The sequence below is a fragment of the Pseudomonas sp. GW704-F2 genome (genome assembly GCF_059423025.1).
This window is the reverse complement of sequence record NZ_JBWKXO010000071.1, coordinates 1-17432: the sequence shown is the minus strand read 5'-3', so window position 1 is coordinate 17432 and position 17432 is coordinate 1. Positions and strand designations below refer to the sequence as shown.

At 62.0% G+C, this 17432-nt stretch carries 13 protein-coding genes and 3 pseudogenes; 9 read left to right on the top strand and 7 right to left on the bottom strand.

The genetic code is table 11. From position 1 onward, the window contains the following. Positions 1–76 precede the first annotated feature (76 nt). Positions 77–678 (top strand): annotated as a pseudogene (locus AC07W0_RS29940) (transposase); the annotation flags it as partial. Positions 679–726: 48 nt separating this feature from the next. Next, positions 727–914 (top strand): annotated as a pseudogene (locus AC07W0_RS29935) (methyl-accepting chemotaxis protein); the annotation flags it as partial. Positions 915–941: 27 nt separating this feature from the next. On the opposite strand, the gene AC07W0_RS29930 reads toward AC07W0_RS29935, so the two are convergent. From AC07W0_RS29930 to AC07W0_RS29900, 7 genes are all read right to left on the bottom strand, one after another. Further along, positions 942–2237 carry an MFS transporter gene (locus AC07W0_RS29930; protein ID WP_104903574.1) on the bottom strand — a complete coding sequence of 432 codons (1296 nt, stop codon included), beginning with the start codon at positions 2235–2237 and terminating at the stop codon, positions 942–944. Positions 2238–2287: 50 nt separating this feature from the next. Then, a complete protein-coding gene (gene tcuB / locus AC07W0_RS29925) occupies positions 2288–3445 on the bottom strand; it encodes a tricarballylate utilization 4Fe-4S protein TcuB (protein ID WP_102618917.1) in 1158 nt (385 codons plus the stop codon). Beyond that, a complete protein-coding gene (gene tcuA, locus AC07W0_RS29920) occupies positions 3432–4883 on the bottom strand; it encodes an FAD-dependent tricarballylate dehydrogenase TcuA (protein WP_102618916.1) in 1452 nt (483 codons plus the stop codon). The genes tcuB and tcuA overlap by 14 nt, the downstream gene beginning before the upstream one ends. 171 nt (positions 4884–5054) lie before the next feature. Then, entirely contained in the window at positions 5055–5990 is a 936-nt protein-coding gene (locus tag AC07W0_RS29915) for a LysR family transcriptional regulator (protein ID WP_017846943.1), read from the bottom strand. 175 nt (positions 5991–6165) lie between these two features. Then, the gene (locus AC07W0_RS29910) at positions 6166–6729 is read right to left on the bottom strand and encodes a cytochrome b (protein WP_017846944.1); all 564 of its coding nucleotides are present in this window, start codon (positions 6727–6729) and stop codon (positions 6166–6168) included. Positions 6730–6835: 106 nt separating this feature from the next. After that, a complete protein-coding gene (locus tag AC07W0_RS29905) occupies positions 6836–8290 on the bottom strand; it encodes an aldehyde dehydrogenase family protein (protein ID WP_102618915.1) in 1455 nt (484 codons plus the stop codon). 41 nt (positions 8291–8331) lie between these two features. Further along, positions 8332–9708, bottom strand: coding sequence for an aspartate aminotransferase family protein (locus AC07W0_RS29900; protein WP_017846946.1), 1377 nt, complete (start codon positions 9706–9708; stop codon positions 8332–8334). Between the two features lie 212 nt (positions 9709–9920). Between AC07W0_RS29900 and AC07W0_RS29895 the strand changes: the two genes are divergently transcribed. The 7 genes and pseudogenes from AC07W0_RS29895 to AC07W0_RS29865 form a co-directional block, all read left to right on the top strand. Further along, positions 9921–10895: a helix-turn-helix domain-containing protein gene (locus AC07W0_RS29895; RefSeq protein WP_102618914.1), complete on the top strand. Its 975-nt coding sequence runs from the start codon at positions 9921–9923 to the stop codon at positions 10893–10895. Positions 10896–11659: 764 nt separating this feature from the next. Then, positions 11660–12541, top strand: a complete 882-nt coding sequence (locus AC07W0_RS29890) for a serine hydrolase domain-containing protein (RefSeq protein WP_102618913.1) — start codon at positions 11660–11662, stop codon at positions 12539–12541. A 120-nt stretch (positions 12542–12661) separates the two neighbouring features. Further along, a pseudogene (locus AC07W0_RS29885) lies at positions 12662–13280 on the top strand (alginate export family protein); the annotation flags it as partial. A 253-nt stretch (positions 13281–13533) separates the two neighbouring features. Beyond that, complete coding sequence (locus AC07W0_RS29880; protein ID WP_371918442.1) at positions 13534–14523, top strand: helix-turn-helix domain-containing protein; 990 nt, start codon at positions 13534–13536, stop codon at positions 14521–14523. A 78-nt stretch (positions 14524–14601) separates the two neighbouring features. After that, positions 14602–15531, top strand: coding sequence for a SphA family protein (locus AC07W0_RS29875; protein WP_017846951.1), 930 nt, complete (start codon positions 14602–14604; stop codon positions 15529–15531). Positions 15532–15541: 10 nt separating this feature from the next. Further along, positions 15542–16759: an MFS transporter gene (locus AC07W0_RS29870; RefSeq protein WP_017846952.1), complete on the top strand. Its 1218-nt coding sequence runs from the start codon at positions 15542–15544 to the stop codon at positions 16757–16759. 46 nt (positions 16760–16805) lie between these two features. Next, positions 16806–17432, top strand: a 627-nt coding sequence (locus AC07W0_RS29865; protein ID WP_256580907.1) for an amidase, incomplete at its 3' end; no start/stop codon positions are given.

The window sequence follows — 17432 nt, the reverse complement described above, 5'->3', positions numbered from 1 at the left end:
TCAGCAAAAGTCTAAGTTCGCACGTTGAATTTTGCGCCACCTCCGTGAGGTGGGGAGGCCGGCCAGATGATTCTCAGATTTATTTATAGAATTGAAAAAGTCCAAGCAGCGGCCTTCCTGGATGAGTCAGCGCTGTTACGACGATGCGCCAGAGACACTGACAGTACCTGAACTGAAAACCGGCGGAAAAAACCTGGTGACGCCCTTGAGCTGTCCGCAGCAAGTACCGAAAGCAGCTCTCGAATCGCTGTATAAGGGCCGATGGCATGTTGAGCTGGATCTACGCAATCTCAAGACAACGTTGAGGCTTGAAATGCTGAGCTGCAAGACACCTGGCATGGCCGTCAAAGAGCTATGGATTTATCTGCTGGCGCACAATCTGATTCGGATGATCATGGCCCAATCCGCTCTGTTAGCGGATTGTTTACCGCGAGAACTGAGCTTCAAGCATGTCTTCAGCTGTGCCTTGCGTTGAGGCGGTATGGGGCTGGCGAATACGGCGATGAGTTGTTGAGTCTGCTCGAGTTGATTGCTTGCAAACGTGTTGGAAACCGGCCTGGCAGGATGGAGCCTCGTGCTTTAAAACGAAGATCCAAGCCTTACCCCATGCTGATGCAAGCACGTCGATCGGCAAGGGCTGAGGTGCGGAGAAATGGGCACCCGAAGACGGTTAAGTAAGTGCCATTCGAAGCTGAGCCCTATTTTACGGTCGAACTGACCGCCACGATCAATGCAATGAACGCGCAAATCGCAAGTGCCGCGGAAGAGCAAACCGCGGTGGCTGAAGAGATCAACCGCGGAGTGCATCAGATCGCACGCGCGATCGACGCGGTTGCCAACCAGTCCAGACCGTCGATGAGTTGTATGCGATCGGCAGCCGCCTGCAAGGCTTGCTGGGGCAATTCAAAATCTGAGGCTGCCCTGCAGGGATACCGCGCTTATCAAGCGTTGACCGTCACCGCGTTTTGCTTGCGATACAAGATCGTCGTCGCCGTGAACCCGCACAACGCCGCAAACATCAGCCAGTAGGCCGGTGATGCCTTATCGCCGGTTACTTGCACCAAAAGGGTGGATACGGCGGGTGTAAAGCCGCCAAACACTGCAGTCGCCAAGCTGAACGCCAGGGAGAACCCGACGACCCTGACGTTCTGTGGCATCACCTCAGTCAGCGCGGCGACCATTGCGCCGTTGTAAATGCCAAAGAAGAACGAGAAGTACAGCAGCACGCTGAGGAGTCGTTCGAAGCTGGCCGCGGCGGCCAGCCAATGCATGGCGGGGTAAGCGGTGCATAGGCACAACAAAGAGATCGCCAGCAATAGCGGGCGCCGGCCGATACGGTCGGAAAGTGTGCCGCCGATGGGCAACCAAATGAAGTTGCTCAGGCCGACGAAGAGCGTGACCACCAGGCTGTCGGTGGTGCTCAGGTTCAGTACCGAACGGCCGAAAGTCGGGGTGTAGACGGTGATCAGGTAGAACGTGGTGGTGGTCATCGACGCCAACAGACCGCCGGCCAGTACCGTGCGCCAGTTGTCGCGCATTGAGCGGAACACTTCATTGGCCGTTGGGTGATGCTTGCGTGCTTTGAACGCCTCGGTTTCCTGCAACGAACGGCGAATGATGAAGATGAACGGGATGATCACGCAGCCGATAAAGAATGGGATGCGCCAGCCCCAGGCAGCTACCTCGGCGGCTGCCATGGACGCGTTGATCGTGTAACCCAGCGCTGCCGCAAGAATGATCGCCACTTGTTGGCTGGCCGATTGCCAACTGGTGTAGAACCCGCAGCGGCCCGGCGTGGCGATTTCAGCCAGGTACACCGAAACGCCCCCCATCTCCGCCCCGGCGGAGAAGCCCTGCAACAGTCGTCCCATCAACACCAATACCGGTGCCGCCACTCCGATGCTGGCGTAGCCGGGCACGAGTGCAATCAATACCGTCCCGGCCGCCATGATCGACAGCGTTACGATCAGGCCCTTGCGCCGTCCCACCTTGTCGATGTACGCCCCCAGCACGATAGCGCCCAGCGGACGCATCAGGAACCCGGAGCCGAATACGGCGAAGGTCATCATCAGCGAAGCGAACTCGCTGGTGGCAGGAAAGAACGTCTGGGAGATGTAGGTCGCGTAGAACCCGAACAGAAAGAAGTCGAACTGTTCGAGAAAGTTGCCGCTGGTGACCCGCAGGATGGCGCCCAGTTTTGAACCCTTGGACGGGGTGTTTTGTGTTGTTGTTTTCATTATGGCTACCGTGGTGATCAATCTTGTTTTTGGAATGACGGTCTTGACGATCAGTCGCTTGCGGCGTTGGTGGGGTTGGGTTGACGTTTTTCGATGGAGTACTTGAGCAGCGCGGCGCTGCGGAAGATGCCGTGGGCGAATTTGCTGTAGGGCATGGTCAGGAAAAAAGCCATGACCAGGCCGAGATGGATCGCCAGCAACAGGCCCAGGGCCATGCTTTCGCGAAACGCCAGGAGTGCCAGGCCGCTGGCGCTGACGAGAAACAGCAGCGCGATGAAGCCGCGATCCATGGGTTTCTGCTGTTCATCGCCGTGTTCGGCGTTGCGCCGCAGGTTTAACCACAAGAGCCCCGCCGGGCCGACCAGCAACCCGAACCCGCCGACGATGCCGAGCATCACCGGCACGCTCAAGACGGGGTAGGGCGCCGACCAGCCCAGCAGGAAATGGTAGAGCGTGGCCACGCCGGTGGCGGCGAAGCACAGCATGAAGCCGTAGAAGGTGAAGTGATGGAAGCGCCGCCGCCACAAGGTGAATCGATCATCGGCGTTATTGCAGCCCTCGCCGTGGCCACCATCCAGGTACTTGAGCGTGGCCACATTGGCGCTCGCTTCCAGGGCCGCCGATGTTGTTTGCTCGCGGGAGGCCTCGACCGGCGATACATTGCGCCAAAAGCGCCGCACGCCGATCGCCAATGCAAGCACCGCGAAACCAAACACTGCGCCGAACATCAGGGCCAGGGTGTTATGCGGGAAGATCCCGTAGAAATTCCCCCCGGGCATTGCCGTGAACAGATTGCCCATCATCATCAACGTCAGGCAGAGGAACAGCGCCAGCCCCGCGCCGGATGCCAGCGCCAGGGTCAGCCCGTTGCGCCGGTATAACGTGCCCATCGCCTGCGGCCAGGCGTACTCGGCATACGTGTCGAGGCGGACTTTAGCCATGGCCTTGGGCACATTGATCGCAAATTCATGCGGTGCGGCGTACTGGCAGGCGTGCAGGCACGCACCGCAGTTATGGCAAAGGTTCGCCAGGTAATGGATGTCCGCCTGAGAAAATTCCAGGCGTCGGGTCATGGCCGGGAATACCGCGCAGAAGCCCTCGCAATAACGGCAGGCATTGCAGACCGTCATTTGTCGCTGGACTTCGCTTTCATCAAGGTTGAGGACGGGAATCAGCGTGCCCGGCGCCTTGGGATCAAACAGCTGCATGTTGCGGCTCCTGGGATGAAGGGGTGATGAAGCCGGCCGCGGCGGCGGCTTGCACGCCGGCAATGCGACCGAATGCGGTGCCGATGGCCATGCCGATGCCGGCGGTGTAGCCCTTGCCCAATACGTTGCCAGCCATCATTTCTCCGGCGACGAACAGGTTGGGGCTCGCCTGGCCATTGAAGCGAACGGCGGCGGTAGCGTCGGTGGCGAGGCCTAAATAGGTGAAGGTCACGCCCGGCTTGAGCGGGTAGGCGCAGAAGGGGGGCTTGACCAATGGGCGGGCCCAATGGGTTTTGGCGGGCGTCAAACCTTCGGTGCGGCAATCGTCCAGGGCGGTGTGGTCGAACGTACCGACGCGGCAGGCCGCGTTGTAGGCCTGGATGGTGCTGACAAATGGCGCCACCGGGAGCTTCAGCTGGCGCGCCAGGTCTTCCAGCGAGTTGGCTTTGGTGCCCGGAAACACCGGCGGCATGAACCGACCGATGGCCTGTTGGTCGATGATCGAATAGGCCTGTTGACCGGGCTGCCCCGCGACCAGGCGCCCCCAGATCGCATAGCGCTTGGGCCAGAAATCCTCGCCCTCGTCATAGAAGCGCTCGCCGTCGCGATTGACCACCACGCCCAGCGATACACAATCGATACGCGTGCAGATGCCGCCGTCATACAGCGGCGCGCGGGCGTCGATGGCCACCATGTGCGCCTGGGTCGGGTCGCCGATAAAATCGGCGCCCAGTTGCTGCATGCGCCGCAGCAGTACGCCGGTATTGAAGCGCGTGCCGCGAATCAGAAAGTTATCCGAAGGCCACTCGCCGCGCTCGTTTTGCCCCCACGCTTCACGCAGCCATTCGCGGTTGGATTCGAACCCGCCCGCCGCCAGCACGCACGTCCTGGCCTGGATACGTTCGGCGGGCAGACGTTGCCCTTCGGCAGCGCGCGCGCTCAGGTGGGCCGCGACAAATGTTCCCCCGTTCAATTCGATGTCGGTCACTTGCGCGTTGTAGCGGATGTTCACGCCCAACCGCTCGGCGCTGCGGTAATACGCATTCACCAACGCCTTGCCGCCGCCCATGAAAAACGCGTTGGTGCGCGCGACATGCAGCGCGCCGGACAACGACGGCTGAAAATGCACGCCATGGGCGCGCATCCAGTCACGGCAGTTCGATGAGGCGCGGATGACCAGACGAGCGAGCTTCTCGTTGGTCATCCCGCCGGTAACTTTCAGCAGATCCTGCCAATACTCCTCTTCGGGGTAGGCCTCGACCAATACATCCTGGGGCGCGTCGTGCATGCAGCGCAGGTTGCGGGTGTGTTGCGAGTTGCCGCCGCGCCAGGCTTTGGGCGCGCCTTCAAGCAACATCACGCTGGCGCCGGCCTCTCGGGCCATTAACGCCGCGCACAAGGCGGCATTGCCGCCGCCAATGACTAATACGTCGATCATCATCACTCCTCGATCGCGAGGAGGCGTGAACGAAGGGCTCCTCGCGAGTGGCGAGACCTTAGGGCAGCGAGCGTTGGGTCGAAAGGCGCGTTAGCGGTTGGGGTGTTTAGTTTTCGTAAAGGCTTTGCGGGTTGCCGCTGGCCCTGAAGCGCGGGCGAGGGCGGCTGGAGATCAGGGCGTGATGTCTTCGATCCACGAGGCGCCCGGCCATTGATGATCGATCACCAACTGCCGCGCCACATCGGTGATGACCAGCCGCGCCGCGAGTGCCGCGGGCGCCAGCTCATCATCCGGCAGTGTCGCCAACAGGTTTCGCCGGCCGACATGAGCATCGGCGATTTCCACCACCGAAAGCCCCGACTCGCCTTTGAGCGCCACCGCCGCGCCGGGCTGGATGGTGGCCGCGTGGCCGGCGCGTACAGCGTTCATCAACACGGCCAGGCCATCCACCTCCATGATGATGTTGGGCGTCAACCCCGACCGCTCGAACGCCGCCATCAGCGTTGAGCGCAAACCGTGTTGCGCACTCGGCATCACCAGTGGCAGTTGCCCCAGGTCCGCCATTTGCACAGAGCTTCCTTGCGGGGCATCGGGCAAGTGCGGCGAGCAGATGACAAACAGTTTCTCGTCAAGCAGCGGCGTCACGCTCCAGCGCTTGCCCCCTTCAAGTTGAAACAAAATGGCCAGATCGATCTGGCGGGCATTGAGTTGCGTGGCCAGATGCCCGGACAGCATCTCGATCAGGTGCAACTGAATATCCGGGTACCGCGCGCGCATCGCATTGATCAAGGGCAGGGCAAGCACCGTGGCCGTGGTGGGCGGCAAGCCCACGGTGACATACCCGCTCATCCGCCCACGGTGTGCCGCCAGAATCGCATTCTCGGCTTGCCTCAAGCACAACTGCGCATGGTGCAGGAAGGCCATGCCGGCCGGGGTCGGTGTGACGCCGGTGGTCGTGCGGTTCAGCAGGCGGGTCGAGAGTTCGCTTTCGAGTTTGGCGATCTGCTGGCTCAGCGCCGACACGCCCACGTCCAGCTCAAGGGCTGCGCGGCCCAGGCTGCCGTGTTCGACAATGTTGACGAAATAGCGCAGTTGTCTTAATTCCACGCGTTACTGCTCCACTTCAAATGGGTACCTGCCTGTGTAACGGTGGGTCGGGGAACGTCAGCCACCACGCACCGAGCGGGCGAGGCGGCGCGTGGTCAGCCTGAGAGGTAACGCGTCGGCCGTCAACTTCCAGCGTTGGGTTCGCTGCTGGCCGGCGTTGTTGGCGTGCGCCAATTCATAACATGCGGCGCAGCACGTCGCTACGAGGGTCTTTGTCGTAGAAGCGGTGCTTGAGCGCACCGGCGATGTGCAACAGGATCAGCCCGAGCAAGGTATACGCAAGTACCTTGTGCAGCCACTGGAAGACGACGAACCAGTCGTCATTTTTCGCCAGCAGCTCCGGCAGGTTGATCCCGAAAAAGAACACCCCGTCGCTCATCGTGTAGGTGCTCGACATCGAGTAACCCATCAAGGGCACGATCACGAGCAGTGCATACATGGTGCGTTGCGCAAGTCTTGACAGAAACCGCTCATGCCTGGCCAGCGTTAACGGCGGCTGCGGGAGTAGGGGGGTGCGTACACGCACGGCGAGCTGAACCAGGACCACCAGGAATGTCAGCACCCCGAACGATTTGTGCCATGGGTAATAGAGTTCGAACTTGCTCGCCACTTCGTCATTCATGCCGGTCATATGCCAGCCTGCCCAGAGCAGGCCGATGACGAGCAAGGCGCGCACCCAGTGCAAAATGCGCAGGGACGTCGAGTACTGATCGGTTGTCAGTTTATCTGTCGGGTTCATCATAGGCTCTCCATTTATATCAAAGGCATCAGTGAAGTGATGCACGTTTGAACGTCCGCCCTTACCGAGCAACGCTTGGCCGGCTCGGTCAGGGCGAAGATTGTTTTTACTTGGGCAGCAGCACGGTGATGACCTTCTCTTCGGTGTACGCCAGCGCGCCGCCAAACCCGCCTTCACGGCCTATGCCGCTGGTCTTGACGCCGCCCCAGGGCAGGTTGGCATCCAACGGGCTCCAGCAGTTGACGCCCACGGCGCCGACTTTCACGGCGCCGGCTACGCGGTGCGCGCGCACCAGGTCGGTGGTCCACACGGTGGCTGCGAGGCCGTAGGTGGAATCGTTGGCCAGTGCGACAGCCTCCTCTTCGCTGTCGAACGTGATCACCGTGCCGACGGGACCAAAGATCTCGTCGCGGGCGATCGCCATGTCGTTGTTGGCGTTGGCGAAGATCGTCGGCCGCACAAACCAGCCGCGCTCAGGCGTCGATACACCGCCGGCGAGCAGAGTAGCGCCTTGGTCGATGCCCAGTTGGATGTAACGGTTAACGCGATCGAATTGTGCTTTCTTGGCCACCGGGCCCATCTGCACGCCGGGCTCCCGAGGGTCGCCCACCTTGACGGCTTGCGCGGCGTCGGCAAGCGCCGCGGCGAAGCGATCGGCGATGCCGCGCTGGACCAGAATGCGCGAGCCGGCGGCACAGATCTGGCCCTGGTTGGCGAACAGTCCGAGGGTGCAGCCGCGCAGCGCGTCTTCAAACGAGGCGTCGTCGAAAACGATCTGGGGGCTCTTGCCGCCCAGCTCCAATGCCACGTGCTTGAACAACACGCCCGCGGTGCGCTGGATCTCGCGCCCCGCCTCGGGGCTGCCGGTAAAGCTGATCTTGGCGATGTGCGGGTGTTCGCACAGGGCACGCCCCACCTCGGCGCCATAGCCGGTGACCACGTTGATCACACCGTCCGGGAAGCCCGCTTCCCGAGCCAGCGCGGCCAGGTGCAGGGCGGACTGTGGTGTTTCTTCCGAAGGCTTGATGACCACCGTGCAGCCGGCCGCCAGTAACGCGGCCAGTTTCCAGACGGTGATCATCAGCGGCGAGTTCCAGGGCACGATCGCCCCGACCACGCCCACCGGTTCCCGAACCGTGTACGAGAGGGTCTTGGTGCCGAAGTAACCGCCGGAGGGAATGGTGCGGCCCTCCAGTTGGTTGGCCCAGCCGGCGGCGGCGCGCAGGTTGGCGAGCGCGTTGGGCACGTCCATCCGACGGGGCTCGATCGGCGAACGACCGATGGCGTTGGCGTCCATGTCGGCGAGCAATTCGGTGTCGCGCTCTACCAGATCCGCCAGCTTCAACAGCAGTCGAGCGCGCTGGGCACCATCGAGCTGGCTCCAGGCGCCCTGCTCCAGTTGGTGGTGCGCGGCGTTTACGGCGCGGTCCACATCGTCGGCGGTGCCGCGCGCGCAGCTGCCGTATACCTGTTCGGTCACAGGGTCGACCAAGAGGATGCGTCGGCCGTCGGAGGCTTCGCAGCCAGTGCCTTCGATGAAGTGATTCAAGTGCTCAGTCATGTTGGGAACCTAAGTGACGTAGGGTGGACGGGGTGAGCGCCTCAAGCGTTGAGGCTGGCCAGGGCGTCGCCGAAGATATCCAGCGCCTTGAAGAACAGCGCGCGTGAGATCGTCAATGAGGGCATGACCCGCATCACGTTGCTGTAGCGACCGCAGGGAATCATCAGCACACCGTGGTTCAGCAGGTAACCCATGAGCTGGCCGATTTTTTCGGGCGCCAGGGGAGCCTTGGTGATGGGGTCTTCGACCAGCTCGATACCGATCATCAGGCCACGGCCGCGGACTTCGCCGACCCACGGGCTGCCAAAGCCACGGATACGTGCCTGCGCCTCCAGGCCCAGGGCGTGGGCGCGGTTGAGCAGATCGAGTTCCGGGTCTTGCAGGATGGCGATGTTGGTCAGCGCCACGGCTGCGGATAACGAGTTGGCGGCGAAGGTATTGGGCATCGAGCCGTCAGGAATCGCGGCCGCCAGGTCCGAACGCATGATCAGGCCTGCCATCGGCAGGTCGCTGCCGATACCCTTGCCGAAGGTGAGCATGTCTGGTTTTACGCCCGAATGCTCGACCGCCCACATTTTGCCGGTACGCCCTGCGCCGGACTGCACTTCATCGACAATCAGCAGCGTGCCGCTGCGGTCACACGCCTTGCGCAATAACTGCAGGAACTCCGGCGACGGGGGGACATAGCCGCCTTCGCCCTGCACCGGCTCGACGATCACGGCGGCCACGTCATCGGCGGCGGTGTAAGGGGTGTTCAACAGGTAGTCCACGTACTCGCCGGCGATCTGCTCGGCGCTTTTGTGCGTGGTGTCGAAGGGGAAGCGGTAGGCATACGGGTAGGGCGCGTGAATCACGCCGCCCATCTGGGCACCGTAGCCCTTGCGGTAGGCGGTGCCGGTCGTCAGGGCGCCCGAGGCGTTCCATACGCCGTGGTAGCCACCATGGAAGGCGATGATCTGGTGGCGCCCGGTGATGCGTTTGGCGAACTTGATCGCGGCTTCCAGTGCGTCGCTGCCGCTTTGCGTGAAGTAGGTGACGCAATCGCCCCGCAGGCCGTCGGGCGCGATCTCGGAAAGTTTGGCCGCCAATTCGGTTCGCCGGGTGCTGTTGATTTCCAAGGCATGCATCAGCACTTCGGACTGCTCGCGGATCGCCTGCACCACCTTGGGGTGGCAGCGGCCGACGCTGCTGACGCCCACGCCGGCGGACAGGTCGATGTAGGTGTTGCCGTCCGGGTCCTTGAAGGTCGCGCCGAAGGCACGGTCCATCGCCACCGGCATGCGTCCACCACCCCGGGCCATCGACTCGGTACGTGCCGACAGTGCCAGGGCCTCGAGGGTCTTGGGGCCGGGCAGGGCGCTAGAGGTTATCCGCGGGGCATCCGCGAAGTGCAGGGATTCAAGTTGGGCTTCACTCATGACGGTCTCTTTGGGATGTAGGTTCACGTATGCCGATCATCCCCATAGCGCACGGGTTGCCGTTAGCCCGAATTGGCACTTGGGGATTCCATCCTGAGCGCGCTTTCCTGCACACATCTTGCATAAAGAAATGTGCAGGTTTTCTGCTATGTGCGAACATCACGCAAAAGATTCCTCAAAAAAAAAGAATATTGGCGGAGGCTTTCGACCTAATGAAAAATCAGCTTATCGGCCATTTTCGCGACATCCATGTCCATGCGGCCACCATCCATGAATGGAATCAGGACTACAGCCAGTTAACCGCAGGCTCGTCCGAGAGTTCGCTGATGCAACTGTCGACCGCCGGATGCCATGTCTTTCGCGAGCAGATCAACCAGCGTGTGGTGCAACAGGGTGCGGCGCCCCGGGGCAAGATGTGCTTTGCGGTGCCGATCACCGTGCCCGGTTCGATTCGAATGCAGGGGCGGGAGGTGGACGACAGCAGCCTGTTTTTTCTTCACGGTGGTGAGGAGTTCATGTTCCATATGCCGACGGGCATGGAGTTGTTGTCCATCACCTTCGAGCGTGAATTGTTCGAGCAAGCCTTGGCGCAAACGGCGTCGCCGAAGGAAGTCAGCCAACTGTTGCGTCAGCCGGTGATCAAGGTGTCCACCCAGCGCGTCGCGGGCGCTCGGCACCGATTGCTGGCGATGTTCACCCAGGCCCTGATGCACGAAGAGCTCGACAGCACGCGAGATCGGGAGCGGGAGCAGGCGTTGGAACAGGCCATGCTCGACGAGTTGCTGCAACTGCTGACCGACCCGGCCTGCGATAAACAGCAGCGTACCGCGAGCTCCACGCGCAGCTTCATTGTCGAGAAATGCCACCGTTTGGCGACGGCCGAGATGAACAGCGTGCCCAGCGTGAGCGAGTTGTGCCAGCGCCTCCAAGTGAGTCGGCGCACCGTGCAGAACAGCTTTCGCGCGGTGGCCGAGACCACGCCCCTGAACTACTTGCGCTCCCTAAGGCTTAACGGCGTACGCCGGACCTTGATGTCGACCCGTGCGTCGGACCTCTCGATTGGCGATATCGCTGCCCAATGGGGCTTCTATCACCTCAGCCACTTCGCGGCGGAGTACCACGCGCTGTTCGCCGAATTGCCGTCCCACACCGCGCGTGCCGCCATCGCCGTGTGCGCGCGCGCCTGAGTAAGCGCCCACGGCACATGGGGGGCGACCCTGCGCGCGGTGTTACTGTGCTGCGGATCTGCCCACTAAGTGTGCATGGACTGTCCTCTTTAGTAGCGCACCGTGCGCAAAGGGCTGTATTCGCGGTGCAGGCGATCTTCCGGCCAGCCCCGCGCTCGCCGGCGCGGGCGCAATAATGCAGCTCGAAATCTGCCCGCGCGTGCGCCGGGCGCTCAGCCGTTCCAGGATCTTGCGCGACCGCACGCCGCCGTAGGCCCCTGTTCGCTTTCGGCCCATTCCAGGTGCGGGATCAACCGTCTTGTTGCACGCCCCCTCCGTACTCGCTGGCCGGCATCCGCACGGTGGTGCCGTCGCGGCCCATCGCCAAGCCGTGGTAGCCGCAGCCCCGTTCTCCATTTTCCACAGCGCTTAGAGAAGGCGCCGCGCCGCGATGGGGCAGAAGTCCTCAAGCGTGGCGACCTGGCCCGTCAGGCCCCGGCAAAACACCATATTTTCTCCGCAAGTTTGCCGGCCTACGTGTTTTTTTGAGTGCATGACAGCTCTCCAGGAAACGCATTGTTTTTGCCTAGCGGATCCATTGAATGCTCGCGGCATTTTTGGTCAGCCTCATGCTTTCTGACTCAAGTGATTTTTTGTCGATTGTCGGACGATAAGGATCGTATCTCGCTCTTTAATGGATCGCATTTACTGCGACTAATATAATTAATGATAGTAATTATTTTCCTGCATCTGCTCCACGCAGAGTCTTTTTCAGGATCACACAGATGAGCCAGAACACCGTGCCTTTACTCGTCAGGCTTTACGCCGAGGCCAATGAATCCTTACTTCCCGGGCATACCGCGCCGGGGTTGATGCAGGGGGTTCCAGCCGCGCCCGAGCAGCGCGTAACCTGGGAAAACTGGATGCGCCCGCCGTTCAACCGCTGGGGGTTTCGTCACCTCGCGCGCCTACGGCCGTCCATCGACGTGCGGGCCGGGAATGCGCCACGCAGCCCCTTGAACGACGCGCCGCAAGCGCTGAGCGAGCTGCGCTTCGACAGTTGCTGTGGCCTGAGCGTCAGCGTGCTCGACCACCTGGTGGCCAGTCACACCGATAGTTTTCTGGTGATGCAGGGCGATCAAGTGCTGTTCGAGCGCTATTTCAACGGTCAGCGTCCCGAGCACCGGCACATTATGTTTTCGGTGACCAAGTCGCTGATCGGTCTGCTGGGCGAACAACTGATCAGCGAGGCGCTGCTCGACCCCATGCGCAGCGTCAGTGCTTACGTGCCCGAGCTGGCGGGCAGCGCCTTCGGCGATGCGAGCGTGGGCCGGCTGTTGGCCAACGATGGCTGGCACGCGGGTTCGCCACTGATCTCCAGCGAGGCCATCGCGCGCATCGCCAAAGGCGGTGACCCGGCGATCTACGCGGCCAACGCCGAGTTTTCCGAATGGACGCCCGGCGCTTCCTACCGCAGCCAGTGGTACGTCTTCAACGACCATAGCCAAGCCCTTATGGCGGGCGGGATCCATGGCCAATACCTGTTCATCGACAAGCCGTCGAAGGTGGTGATCGTCAAGCAATCCTCGTTGCCGGAAGCGGTCGGCCCGTTCGATGCCGACAGCGTGCGCATGCTGCGTGCGATCGCCGCTCACCTGACTCACTGATTCCACTCACAACAAGAACCATCCAGCGTCTGGATTTCACCTGGCTTGCCCAGGTGTTGGCGGCGTACTGCGCCGCTTGCAACTGCCCTGTAACAACAATAATTACACAGGCGCTTCACTATGTTTTTCACGACGCGTTTTACCCGCGCGCTGGTGGCGGTCAGCCTGCCGCTTAGCGCCCAGGTTGCCTTGGCGGGCTACACCTTCGAGGACGGCAACCTCAAGGGCGAGGTCAACCTGACCGCGAGCGCTGCGACCATCACCACGCGCAACGTCAACTTCGGCAGTGGCCGGGTCGACCAGCGCAGCGGCAAAAATGGCGGCAGCCGCATCGGCTGGCAGGAGGTGTATGTCAAACCCGCGATCAAATTCGACTATGCCCTGACACCTGACATCAGTGTGCTGGGCGGTGCGTCGGTGGTCGCCGCCAGCACCTTCGGCGACGGTGACGCCGGTCCTCGGGTACCGTTACGCGAGCTTTTCCGGTGACGACAACCTTGCCGACAACCGGCAAAAAGCCTGGGACCCGTTGAGTAAAGGCTTTGTCGACTGGAGCACCTGGCTGGTGGGGGATGTGGTCGGTAACTACCTGCTGTTTAACAGCAACGAAAATGTCCAGCAGTTCTCGCTCAAGACGCACCTGAGCCAGACGTTTACGCTGGGAGCGATCCACTATCAGTTCTGGTTGGACGAAAAGAACTATATGGGCGCGGCCGTCAGCGATCGGCGCTTTACTGATGGCTTGGCGTCGTTCGAGCTTTTGCCACTCACGGTAAATCCTTGTGGTGTAAAGAGAAGGGCCTGATTGGTCCAGGCATTCCCGCAAAAATATTTCATGGGGTAAAAATTTTAAAGCACTCATTTTGGTAGTGGTGGCGTACCTGATTCATGGGCGCACTAGCCGATTTCGGCACACCTTACCCAATGGCGCCATGCGGGGAATGGAAATTGCGTGCTGAGCGACAGTGCTTCAGGCTCAAAGGGAAAAATCCATGAACACTTACAATAATAATTCCAGCGTGCAGATGGTTCGCCCGGCATGGGGCATTCCTTCAACGATCCGGCATTTTCACACCCATGACATCGATCAGCACGCACGCAACATGGGCGGTTGGCAGGTCCGTTATGACCAATTGTCCCCAGGCCGCTTTGAGGGCGAGTTGATCGAGCTACACGCCGGCTGGATGCAACTGATGCGTGACCGCACCAACCAGTCGATGCTCAAAAGCGGCAGTGCCTGGAAAGGCGCGATCACCTTCAGCATGCCGCTCAACGCGAGCGGCCCGCTGTTTTGTGCCGGGCATCCGATCCATGAACACGGCCTGTTGGTCGCCCATGGCGATCATTTGCCTGACCTGCGCGTGCCTGAGAACCTCGACCTGTTGAGCGTTGCCGTCGACATCGAGGCTTTGGAGCGTCTGTTAGAGCATCAGGAAGTGGCTTTTCGCTTTACCGATCTTCCCAAGTGTTACCGTTTGGGCGGGACGTGTGTGCAAATCGAGCTGGCCAATCTGTTGGATGAGTTGGTCTGCGCTGATCAGGGGCACGAAGCGCTGTTGAGCTATGAAGCGATTCGGCACGGGGTCCGCGATGCGGTGATGGTGCAGTTGCTGGACCTGGTCGCCCCGGATCAGTTCGCCGGCCTGAGTCCGACGGCGCGCAAACGCATGGTTGATCGGGCGCGCGAATATGCCTTGGGGCATCTGGATGAACCGCTGTCGATCCTCGATCTGTGCAGTCACATCGGCGCCAGCCGGCGCAAACTCCAATACTGTTTCCAGGAAACCCTGGGCATCAACCCCGTGGCCTATTTGCGTGCGCTGCGCTTGAATGCGGTGCGTCGCGAGCTGCGCGAGCGCCAGGAAGCCTACGGTGTCCAAGAGGTCGCGGCACGCTGGGGGTTCTGGCATCTGAGCCGTTTTGCCAGCGACTACCGGACCCTGTTCGGCGAGTCACCGTCGCAGACGTTGCAACGGCGCTAACTGTGCTGAAAACGGCTAACCCGCTGCGGCGTGCCGTTACTAGGATGGCCCACACCATGAGGTTGGGAGGGGCATTCGATGAACAACAACAATTCAAACATCCGCCACGTCAGTTGGGTCACCTTGGGTCTGCTCGGTCTTTGCCTTGGGGCACAGGCCACTGAAAACGGCGCGCCCACCACCGCGGTGGGCGTCTACGATTTCGGCGCCGGGATGACGCCACCTGTGACACCGAACGGCACCGTGGGGCTGCGCACGGCGTTCTATTCCGCCAACGTGCAGAAGGACAGCCAAGGGCGTGCGGTGGATAACCGTCTCTCCCTGGATGTGCTGTCCATCGGCGTGGTCTACCTGCGCATGACGGACTATCGCGTGCTGGGTGGCCAGTACGGCTTCGGTGCCGTCGTACCGTTCTTCAAGATGGATGCGTCGCTGCAAGTGCCGACACCGGGCGGGCCGTTGAAACTGTCGGCCGACCCCTTTCGGATGGCGGATGCGCAGATCGTTCCGCTGATCCTGCAGTGGAACCTGTCGCCTAACCTGTTCGTCAATACCCAGTTCCAGATCCAGGCGCCGACCGGCGACTACGACCAAAAAAGGCTGGTGTCTCCTGGGCTGAACCACTGGACATTCTCCCCGGCGGTCAACGCCACCTACATCAGCGACACCGGCTTTGAGGTGTCGTCGAGTTTCCAGGTCGATGTGAACACGCGCAATCCCGACACCCACTACAAAAATGGCGTGGAGTACCGCCATGAGTTTGCCGTGGGGCAACATTTCGGGCCTTGGACGGCGGGCCTCGGCGGCTATTACTACCGCCAGTTGAGCGACGACGATGCGCCGAACCTGACGCGCGGCAACCGCGCGGGGGTCATGGCCCTGGGCCCGGCGATCAGCTACATCGCGCCGGGGCTGCCACCGCTGTGGCTGCATCTTTACAAAGAGTTCGACGCGCACAATCGCGCCGAAGGCTACACCGCCGCCTTGCGCGTTTCGTATAGCTTCTGAGGGCCGGATCATGACCACTGTTAATGCCGCCACAAACCTATCGACCGCTGACACCCGCCAAGCCTCGGGCCGTCGCGAAGGGGTGGTGCTGATACTCGGCAGCAGCCTGACCATCATGGGCGCGGTGATGATCGCGCCTATCTTGCCCAAACTCGGTGCCGAGTTCGGCCCCCTCAATCCCCATGCCGACCTGCTGGTTCCGCTGGCCGTGACCGGCCCCGCGCTGGCCATCGCGCTGTGCGCGCCGCTGGCGGGCTGGCTCGCCGACCGGATCGGGCGCAAAGCCTTGCTGGTCATTGCGACATTGCTCTACGCGCTGCTGGGCGTAACCCCGGTGATCCTCGGTGACTTGCAGTCCATCGTGGTCGTGCGCTTGTTGTTCGGTTGCGCCGAAGCGGCGGTGATGACGTGTTGCTCGACCTTGATCGCCGACTATTGGCACGGCGGCGAGCGGCTGCGCTACATCAATCGCCAGATGGTGACCATTGGCCTGGTCGGCGCGTTGTTCTTCGTGGTCGGCGGCGCCTTGGGCGAGTATTCCTGGCGCTTGCCTTTCCTGTTGTACCTGCTGCCGTTGCTGTTGGTGCCGGCGATGCTGAAAGTGCTGTGGGAACCGGCGCGTTCCCAGCCGAGTACGGTTGCCCAGGACGCCGAGCGGGTGGCGGTGTGGCCGCTGGTGCTGGGCTACCTGTTGATCTTCGGCGGCATGGTGCTGACCTTTATCGCGCCGGTGCAGGTGCCGATTCTGCTGGTGCAGTTGGGCATTACCTCCAGCACCCTGATGGGGTTGGCCGCCGGTCTGAGCCTGATCTCCACCCTGGGCGGTTCTCTCGCCTGGCCGCTGTTGCGACGCACCTTAAAGGGCGCGGGGACCAATACGGTGTTGCTGCTGCTGTTCGCCTTGGGGCTGTGGTTGCTGACCCGTGCGCAGAGCTACAACGAAGTGGCGCTGGCGATGGTGCTGCATGGCCTGGGAGCGGGCCTGCTGGTGCCGAACGTGATGGCGCCGGTGATGGAAGCCCTGACGGCGCGCACCCGTGGCCGGGGCCTGGGCGGTTTGACCGCCTGCCTGTATCTGGGGCAGTTCGTCAGCCCGCTGGTGGTCGCGGCGCTGGTGGTCTATGCCGGCGACCTGCGCCACGCCATCCAATGGCTAGCCTGCGCCAGCCTGGCGGCGGCTGTGCTGTGGGGCGTTGCCGGCGTGTCACGCCTGCGCTCGGTCATCTGAATACCGTCAGTTTGCACGTCATTGAAATACATCCGGAGTAATGGGTATGCGCGACATTCAGCAGTTAATCGACAATGAAGACGCTATCGGTCTGGCCGCATGGGTCAGGCGCGGCGAAGTCCAACCGGTGGAACTGGTGGAGGCCGTCATCGAGCGGATCGAGCAGGTCGAGCCACGCCTCAATGCCGTCGCCGAACGCCTGTACGACCAGGCGCGCGAGGACGCCCTCGCCCCCACGTCCGGGGAAGGGGTGTTCGCCGGGGTGCCAACCTTGATCAAAGATTTGTTCGCGCCCGTGGCGGGTGCGGCAATGACCAACGGCTCACTTGCGCTGGGGGCTGCCCGCGTCGACTTCGACGCCGAGGTGGTCACGCGCCTGCGCCGCGCCGGTTGCCTGTTCGTCGGCACCACCACGGCACCGGAATTCGGCACGTCCTATTCCACCGAGTCGATGCGTTTTGGCGCCACCCGAAACCCCTGGAATACCCAGCACAGTGCCGGCGGTTCCAGCGGCGGGGCGGCGGCGTTGGTCGCGGCGCGCGTTGTGCCATTCGCACACGGCAACGATGGCGGCGGTTCCTTGCGCGTGCCGGCGTCCTGTTGCGGCGTGTTCGGCCTCAAGCCCAGCCGTGGTCTGCTGCCGTCGGGGCCGATGGTCGGGGAGGGCTGGGCG

Excerpts from the sequence above, each read along its gene's own strand:
- AC07W0_RS29880 (WP_371918442.1), top strand. The coding sequence starts at position 13,534 with ATGAACACTTACAATAATAATTCCAGCGTGCAGATGGTTCGCCCGGCA.
- AC07W0_RS29870 (WP_017846952.1), top strand. The coding sequence starts at position 15,542 with ATGACCACTGTTAATGCCGCCACAAACCTATCGACCGCTGACACCCGC.
- AC07W0_RS29905 (WP_102618915.1), bottom strand. The coding sequence starts at position 8,290 with ATGACTGAGCACTTGAATCACTTCATCGAAGGCACTGGCTGCGAAGCC.
- AC07W0_RS29900 (WP_017846946.1), bottom strand. The coding sequence starts at position 9,708 with ATGAGTGAAGCCCAACTTGAATCCCTGCACTTCGCGGATGCCCCGCGG.
- tcuB (WP_102618917.1), bottom strand. The coding sequence starts at position 3,445 with ATGCAGCTGTTTGATCCCAAGGCGCCGGGCACGCTGATTCCCGTCCTC.
- AC07W0_RS29890 (WP_102618913.1), top strand. The coding sequence starts at position 11,660 with ATGAGCCAGAACACCGTGCCTTTACTCGTCAGGCTTTACGCCGAGGCC.
- AC07W0_RS29910 (WP_017846944.1), bottom strand. The coding sequence starts at position 6,729 with ATGAACCCGACAGATAAACTGACAACCGATCAGTACTCGACGTCCCTG.
- AC07W0_RS29895 (WP_102618914.1), top strand. The coding sequence starts at position 9,921 with ATGAAAAATCAGCTTATCGGCCATTTTCGCGACATCCATGTCCATGCG.
- tcuA (WP_102618916.1), bottom strand. The coding sequence starts at position 4,883 with ATGATCGACGTATTAGTCATTGGCGGCGGCAATGCCGCCTTGTGCGCG.
- AC07W0_RS29930 (WP_104903574.1), bottom strand. The coding sequence starts at position 2,237 with ATGAAAACAACAACACAAAACACCCCGTCCAAGGGTTCAAAACTGGGC.
- AC07W0_RS29875 (WP_017846951.1), top strand. The coding sequence starts at position 14,602 with ATGAACAACAACAATTCAAACATCCGCCACGTCAGTTGGGTCACCTTG.